Source organism: Gluconobacter sp. P5E10 (assembly GCF_018812145.1).
GTDB classification, from domain to species: Bacteria; Pseudomonadota; Alphaproteobacteria; order Acetobacterales; family Acetobacteraceae; genus Gluconobacter; species Gluconobacter cerinus.
Genome location: NZ_JACRVZ010000004.1, coordinates 577,543 through 585,030 on the forward strand (window position 1 = coordinate 577,543; position 7,488 = coordinate 585,030).

Annotated in this window: 7 protein-coding genes; 3 read left to right on the forward strand and 4 right to left on the reverse strand. The window is 55.7% G+C overall.

The genetic code is table 11. The features are described 5' to 3' along the window. Window positions 1-233: 233 nt before the first annotated feature. Window positions 234-1,496, forward strand: coding sequence for a sodium:proton antiporter (locus KP707_RS11305; protein ID WP_215751942.1), 1,263 nt, complete (start codon window positions 234-236; stop codon window positions 1,494-1,496). A 208-nt stretch (window positions 1,497-1,704) separates the two neighbouring features. On the opposite strand, the gene KP707_RS11310 is transcribed toward KP707_RS11305, so the two are convergent. From KP707_RS11310 to KP707_RS11325, 4 genes are all read right to left on the reverse strand, one after another. Beyond that, window positions 1,705-2,475 carry an alpha/beta fold hydrolase gene (locus KP707_RS11310; protein ID WP_215751943.1) on the reverse strand — a complete coding sequence of 257 codons (771 nt, stop codon included), beginning with the start codon at window positions 2,473-2,475 and terminating at the stop codon, window positions 1,705-1,707. A 541-nt stretch (window positions 2,476-3,016) separates the two neighbouring features. After that, entirely contained in the window at window positions 3,017-3,268 is a 252-nt protein-coding gene (locus tag KP707_RS11315) for a DUF2188 domain-containing protein (protein WP_215751944.1), read from the reverse strand. Next, window positions 3,268-5,538, reverse strand: coding sequence for a S8 family serine peptidase (locus KP707_RS11320; protein WP_215751945.1), 2,271 nt, complete (start codon window positions 5,536-5,538; stop codon window positions 3,268-3,270). The genes KP707_RS11315 and KP707_RS11320 overlap by 1 nt, the downstream gene beginning before the upstream one ends. Then, complete coding sequence (locus tag KP707_RS11325; RefSeq protein ID WP_215751946.1) at window positions 5,531-6,655, reverse strand: AAA family ATPase; 1,125 nt, start codon at window positions 6,653-6,655, stop codon at window positions 5,531-5,533. The genes KP707_RS11320 and KP707_RS11325 overlap by 8 nt, the downstream gene beginning before the upstream one ends. An 86-nt stretch (window positions 6,656-6,741) precedes the next feature. On the opposite strand from KP707_RS11325, the gene KP707_RS11330 reads away from it, so the two are divergent. Further along, the gene (locus KP707_RS11330) at window positions 6,742-6,879 is read left to right on the forward strand and encodes a hypothetical protein (RefSeq protein ID WP_215751947.1); all 138 of its coding nucleotides are present in this window, start codon (window positions 6,742-6,744) and stop codon (window positions 6,877-6,879) included. A gap of 423 nt (window positions 6,880-7,302) precedes the next feature. Next, window positions 7,303-7,488, forward strand: a 186-nt coding sequence (locus KP707_RS11335) for a transposase (protein WP_215769419.1), incomplete at its 3' end; no start/stop codon positions are given.

Consider the following 7,488-nt stretch of genomic DNA (forward strand, 5'->3'; position numbering starts at 1 on the left):
TGAATCCGGTTTGACTGGCATGTTCTATCTGCCCCTTGTCAGATTACGCCATTAGTCCGGACAAAATCGCATCGGAGTTGCTCCCTCCAAACGGCCTGTCCACTCAAGGAATATGAAGCAGACAGGCAGGAGTGCCCTCATTTCTGTCGGCCAACGAACTATCACGCTTTCCCGATAGCAGGCGTAACCAGTTTTCCTTGACGTAAGATGCGGAAGTGTCCAGCGGTGACGGCATGGATACCATCAGCCTCCTCGCTCTGCTCCTGACCCTCTCGGCAGGCTTCAGCATTCTCAATCACCACACATTCCATCTTCCTGTAACGATTGGTGTTTTGATTTTCTCATTGCTGGCTTCCCTGCTGATCATGATCCTGAATCCATTGATACCAGCCTATGACCTCCAGGCTCTTCCGAGATCTGTACTTGGAGCCATCAATCTCCCTACGGCCCTTCTGAATGGCGCGTTATCCTTCCTTCTGTTTGCCGGGGCCATGCAAGTGGATGTTGGACATCTGCGCGCAAAGCTTGCCTCCGTGGCCGCTCTCTCTGTTTTGGGAACAGTTCTGGCTGTTGCCTTGCTGGCGATCGCGGCATGGTACGTCTTCCCCCTGTTAGGTCAGGACATTCCTTTTACATGGTGCATCGTCCTTGGTGCCATTTTAGCACCAACCGACCCGGTTTCGGTCGTCGGTATGCTGAAACGTCTGGGTCTGCCGGGACCGCTTCAGGCGGTTTTCGCAGGTGAAAGTCTGTTCAATGATGGCGTGGGCGTTGTCATTTTCGGTGTGACGATCGGACTGGCAACCGGGGGAAGTCCGGGAGTGACCGTCTCCGAGATTGCTCTGAGTTTCTGTCGCGAGGCAATCGGTGGGGGTCTGCTGGGCGCACTGACCGGATGGATTGCTCTCCGGGTACTCAAGGGGCAGCGGGATCCGCATATTGACCTGCTGACATCGCTGGCTCTGGCCACGGGAACGTTCAGCATCGCCAATCAGCTTGGAATGTCCGGGGCGATCGCCGTCGTCATGGCCGGTCTATGCTTCGGAACAAACTATAGCCACTCCGTTTTCGATGAAGCTTCCCGCAAGGACCTTGACGTCGCGTGGACACTCATTGACGAAGTGCTGAACGTCCTGTTGTTCATGCTCATCGGCTTTGAAATCCTGGAGATTACGCCGCATCTGTTTACGATGTTGGCCACACTTGCCGTGATCCCTTTGTCCATTGCTGTGCGGGCATTGAGTGTGTTCTTTTCAACGCTTCCGGCCCAGCTCAGGCAATGGGAACGGGGCCGCATTCTGGGTATCCTGACATGGGGTGGCCTGCGTGGCGGCATTTCGGTCTCTCTGGCACTTGGGCTGCCACCAGGAGACTTACGCGAGTTGCTGTTGCCGGTCTGTTACGGTGTGGTCGTGTTCACAATCATCGTACAGGGGCTAACCATGGAGCGCGTTGCCCGCAGACTTTATCCTTCTTCTAAGCTTGAGCCGCATTAATAAGGTTCTCTTTTGAAAAGCATCTCCGAAGCAGATTAGCAACGGCTGCTTCGGTGCATTTTCCAACAGATAGCCGCTAGTCCTCTAATCCCCGTAAATAGCCTGTCGGCTCAGCAGAAACAGAGCAGACAGGCTGTAGCCGCCTACATGGCAGACATTGGGGAATGAGAAAGGGATTGTTATGACGGGACATAAAACTGCATAACCTTCAGATTGTAACGCGCGTCATGAAATCCTGTAAGAAGGGAAAAACACTCTCAGGCATATCTTCAAGTAGCGTGTGTTTAGCGAAGGGCAGGTTAAGTAACCTGGCACCTTTGACCTGCTCAGTAAGGTCGAAGGTCTGTTGCCGCGACACCAGCATATCGTCGTCACCATGCACTACGAGCAGAGGGCACCGAATGTTTTTTACAGACGCGCCGGGATAGGCATCTTCATCGCAGCCGAGCCACATCTGCGTCGCCGCCGTGAATAGCTTGTCGAAATCCGGGTCGGGATTTTCCGCATTGTAGACCGATATTTGGCTCCCGAACATCGCACGCCATTTTTCAAGAGTGATCGTCTGATAAATCTGCCGGGCCGGATCATTTTCTGGCAACACCCAATGCGCGCCGACCGCTATGATAAACTCCGGTTGTACAGCATGAGATGCAGCCAGACGCAGGGCGGCAATGCCACCGTCACTGTGCCCAATTATACCGGATTTTTGCAGCCCCATCGTGGTAAGAACCACGGTAAAGTCATCCTGAAGCTGTCGATATGTCAGAGGGGCGGTCCCGATACCGGATCGACCATGCCCACGCGTATCAATAGCAATCAGCCTGTAATCTTCTGAGAGATGCTTTGCGAGTGGGATGAAATCGAGACGGCTCTGCAAGCCACCATGAAGCAGGACTATAACTCTTCCTTTTGGGTTCCCGGCTTCAGAGACGAACAAATTTGTATCGCCAACGGATACAAACTTCCCTGTGTCAAACATTCATTGGCTTTCATACGGTTGAATTGCTCTGGATCGTGCAGTGAGATTATCAACGGCAACGTTACATTCTCAAGGTTTCACGCCGCCCATGCCAGACGAAGGTTTTCACATCGTTCGACATACAGTTTAGATGAATAAGAACGTCTGCTATTTTACGTTCAAGCGCAGATAGCGGACTTTCGCTTCCCCCCCCTAATTCGCCTGTCTGCTCAAGAGAACCAGAACAGGCAGGCGGCAGTCGCCTCAAGGCAGACATCGAAGTGGTGATAGCGATTGCCCGGAAGCCGACATTGTCAGGCGAGGCGCGATAGACCGCGTTTGAAACTATTCCGTCATTCAAATGGTGGTAGCCAACTGCAGCTCTCGTTAGAACCGGATATCCACACCGGCATCGCACTCATGGCCACATGCGATCGAGGCGGGCCGAAATCAGACTGGCAGCCATCAACATGTAACGGCGATACAGCGAACGGAACTATTCACACAATTAGCACGTCGGAGCGTCCCGGCAAGGTCGACAACTCCGCGAGCACGGTTACGGTCAGTGTTCCCGATCGAGCGGCGGATTTGGGTCGTTGCCGCCCCCCAGCGTATCTTTGCTGCGGATCAAACCATCCCGGCCTTTTATGGTGAGCTCACCACCGCCGGCGTTGATGAGTTTGCCTCGGCCCGACAGGATCGCCTCACGCTGGGTATCAAAAACGAAACCTCGATCGGCGCCGTTGCGTTTATCGACCCATTTATGGTCCGATGCGCGGCGATAGATAGTTCGGTCTGTATCCTTGCTCATCATCAAAGTCCTTCATTATCGATATCGATATCAGAATCGACGAGGGACGTTTCGACGAATGCGCCGAGCTGATCCCGAAGCTCATTAAACACATCGTCGTTCTCGTCGCCTGTGCCAACGGACAGGACAAATACTGTTTCGAGCGGCGGAATTTCGTCAGCTGCGCTGAAATTGTAATGATAGAGATCGCGCGGGAAGATTCGCGCATAGACCCGGAGCGTGTCGCCCTCGAACCCAACGCTGCGAAAATCGCGGCGGTGATGGCGGATCGGGCTCCATTTATGGTCGATGGCCCGTGCGGCCTGTTCGGTTACCTTCCCGGTATCCAGTGCCCCGAGAAGGTTGTTGAACTTCACCTCGCCCTTGTCCGTAACGCCACGCTGGAACTGCAGCGCAGTTTCCAGGCGCACGCCGAAATAATTCGGCCCGGCAAACTCCGAGACCATCGGGTGTGGATTAACGATCGCCGTCAACGCGCCGCTGCCTTTAAGCTTGCCCGACTTGCGTAGCGACGCGGGGATCGGTAGCTCCCAGTGAAACGCAGCGCCAGGCCGCAAAGCGGCCGTCCATTGCAAGGTGACGAAACCCGGGCGGCATTCCCACGGCATGGCTTCGACGCGGGGCGTACCGAAACCGATGGATGGATCGTAAATCCCGCCATCTGCGTGATGCAGCAGCAGCGCCTTCACCAGATCGGGAGATGCGTCGCGCAGACGGTGCATAGTGTGCGCCGCCAGCGGGCTGGTAAGGGCCGTCGCGAAGCTCGCGCCTTTGATGACGGCGCCGCCGAGCGCCCGCACATGCGAATAATGCGACAGGTCGGGTTTGAGCATGGAGCAAGGCCCCGGTCCAGCAAGACTGACCGGGCAGGGGGCGGAAGGTGCACCATTGGCGTCGTGAAGGCGGCCGCTCACGGTGAGACCGGCCTCGCAGTCCGCTGGCGGCTGAAGGCAATTTCCGGGCTTATTTCCTATGGAAATAACCGGTAGAACGCAGTGTTTGCGAGCAATTACGGCAATGTCGTGACCAAGCGGGCTAACCTGATCGTACTCGCAATCGACAGGCTGGTTCAGTGAGAAGTTCCATACCCGCGTTTCGGGATTGGCCGCCATGATCGCGTCGAGATAGACGATGAAAGCCTGCGGATCGAAGAACACCCGCGCGCCACGCTTCGGCACGGCCTGGACGGTGCCGATCTGACAATAGAGTGGCGGCAACGTGAGATTGTTGTTCCAGTCATGGCCCTGCACGACGAGCGATGTCACGCGGTTCCCATGAACAGTGTCTGCGTCGCGGTCGGGGAAGAAGGGCGGTGCACGCCATGCCTCGGCCGATCGGTAGGATGTGGCCGTGAGTCCGCCATCAACTACACCCACGATGGGGAGGTGCTTTATGTTCTGCGGCAGAGGACGATCCGGCTCACGCCCTTCGCCAGGTGATGTCGAACCGATGGGCTGGACCGGCTCAATGCGGAACACCGTGCCCGAACCCACCAATGCATCCAACGCTGCGGCCGAGGGAAGGATGACCGTCGTGCGAGCGCGCTGGGTCTGCCTATATTCGCGAAGGGCGACATTGATCCGGTCGCCGGTCGCAGCGACTCTGCGCAGCGAACGACGCAATGGCGCGGGGAGATCGGCACCATTGAGATCGAGATTTTCGAGCAAGGCTGGTGCGGGCGCGATCGTGCCGTCACGCAGCGCCGCGAAATCGCGCATGACCTCCTCGGAGGCGATCTCTTCCTTCATTGGCATAAGCCAAACGACAAACGCTCGGCCACCTTCGATTTCCGGAGCCGCTTCCCATAGCTTGTCGAGCGACGGCGCAGCCATCGCATCATGATTATTGAAAAACCGTACAGCTTCAACGCGCGAAATATCCACCTGCTCTTTGATCTGCGTGGAATTACGTACGAGCGCAGCATAGCCCGCCAGCGACTTTACCGGCATTTCGAGAAGATAGCCGGTCCGATACGGCGCGATCAGTCGGACACCATGCGATGGATGGAAGAGGTCTGAGGGCGTCCAACTGGCGGCGAGCGAGTCATCGAACATCGCGGCATACACCACCATCCGCCCGCCAAAGCTGGGGCGTTTTCCAGCAGAATTGGCCATCTCGGTGAATTGTTCGGCGAGCACCTTGCGCTGCCGAGGGAGGCGTTCAACCATGATGTTGTTGAACGTTTTGCCGCCACCGCTGACACGTGCGGGCTTGGGGGCGCGCACGAAGCGCAGCACCGGATTGAGAAGAGGATTGTTCTGCGGATCAGCCATGCTCCGCCTCCTTTAGGTAGCGATGCACCATCTGCCGGCTCACCCCGACAATTTCCCCGATCTCGGCTTGGCTGACGTCTCCAATCTCATCGAGCATATGGGTAAGGGCTTTTTTATCGGCAGTGTCCAGCTCTCGATTATCCAACAGCTGCGGGCTGCCGGCACGCGAACCACGAACGGCCATAAGGATCTGGCTCAGGCTAGGTTCGCGATTGCCTAGGATGGCACGACGACGCGCTGCCAAGGCGATGTTTTCGATGTCCGCACCGTTCAGGCCTTCCGACACCCGTGATAATAACAACGCGTGATCGCGATGCGTATCTCCATCCTGGTAGAGGAAATGCTGCCACAGACTCGTGCGGACATCCTGATCGGGCAGACCCAGCTCGACCTTATACGGGAACCTGCGCCAAATTGCCGGGTCGAGCAGATGTGGATGGTTGGTCGCGCCTATCGTCACCACATCATCAGTGAGCGAATCCAGACCCTGCAGCACAGTATTAACGACACGCTTTAGCTCGCCAAGCTCATGGCGGTCGTCACGGATTTTCGCCACGGCATCCATTTCATCAAGGAAGAGCACGGCGTTACGCGCCGGCACAAAGTCGAAAATCTCGCGGATATTCTTGGCGGTTTCACCCAGTCGCGACGAGATCAGCGAATCAAGCCGCGCGATGTAGAACGGCCGTTTGAGCGATGCGGCGATATGCCCGGCCAACAAGGTCTTGCCCGTGCCGGGCGGACCGTAAATTAAAAGGCCGAGACGCGCAGACACCCCCTTTTGTGTCAGCAGGTCAATATGCTGGGCATCTTCAATAAACTGGGAAACCGTATGGCCTGCTTGTCCGCCCATCATAACTGGGGTGGTCGGCCACTGGCCTTCTTCGATTAGCGGCAACCGCGAGCCCGCATCGCGTGGCAACGCCTCAGCATAACCGGACGCCTGTAGCGGCACGCCGCGCCTACGCAGCAAACTTTGCAGAGCTTTCGCTCCCTCTATGTCGTTTTGCTCCGAAAGGCCTTTGGCAATCTGAGCACCAAGCCGACGAACGCCGGTGTAATCAGCTGAAAGGGCTGCGTCAATGAGTGCGAATATGAGGGGCTTGTCAACTTCCATACCACGTTTGTGGCTATTATAGCGCCAGATGTCAACTCATAATGACATCACGTAAACCACCATATTGAATCTTCTTGGTGCCGATCGTGCTGTCCCATCTACGCCGCGTCTGGCCGATGCTGCTCGTAGGGCTCGGCCTCGCCGGCAGCAACACGCTGGCTTATTATGTGCTACGTCAGACCAGCGCGCTGCCACGCTGGTTGACGGCAGTCGGTTCGGCTTGACTATCGCCAGCTTTTTGTCCGAACCGGACATTCGCAGTGGTTGATCTGAACGGTCGATAGGCGTCATGAACATGGGCGCAGGGTATAGCGGCTTTCGGTTATCGTTTCCCGATAACCGTCATTCTGCTCCCCCCAATTCTCCTGTCTGTTCAAGAAAACCAGAACAGAGCGGCGGCAGTCGCCTACTTATGAGACATACGAACACGCCGTATTAATCCCGAAAGCGGACTATTTATTCTGATAGGCTTTATCTAAAAACTGAAATGGTTAAATATCTTAATTATTAATGTAATTTCTTCCGAGAAATTTTCTAAATTCTGATTATTTTCGGAATATTAAAGGAACATAATAGTTGGCATCTAGGCTCAGGACCCATTGATTTTTGTAGGGAATTTTGATTCAGGCTCTGCAAGGAGACTGAAGATGAGCGACCTGTTTTGGCTGACGGACGATCAGATGGAGCGCCTGCGACCATTCTTTCCCAAGAGCCACGGCAAACCTCGTGTTGATGACCGTCGAGTGTTGAGCGGGATCATTTTTGTGAACCGTAATGGCTTGCGCTGGCGTGATGCGCCCCGGGAATACGGTCCACATAAGACACTGTACAAC

Coding starts and splice junctions, on each gene's coding strand:
- KP707_RS11320 (WP_215751945.1), bottom strand. CDS start 5,538: ATGGCTGATCCGCAGAACAATCCTCTTCTCAATCCGGTGCTGCGCTTC.
- KP707_RS11305 (WP_215751942.1), top strand. CDS start 234: ATGGATACCATCAGCCTCCTCGCTCTGCTCCTGACCCTCTCGGCAGGC.
- KP707_RS11325 (WP_215751946.1), bottom strand. CDS start 6,655: ATGGAAGTTGACAAGCCCCTCATATTCGCACTCATTGACGCAGCCCTT.
- KP707_RS11315 (WP_215751944.1), bottom strand. CDS start 3,268: ATGATGAGCAAGGATACAGACCGAACTATCTATCGCCGCGCATCGGAC.
- KP707_RS11310 (WP_215751943.1), bottom strand. CDS start 2,475: ATGTTTGACACAGGGAAGTTTGTATCCGTTGGCGATACAAATTTGTTC.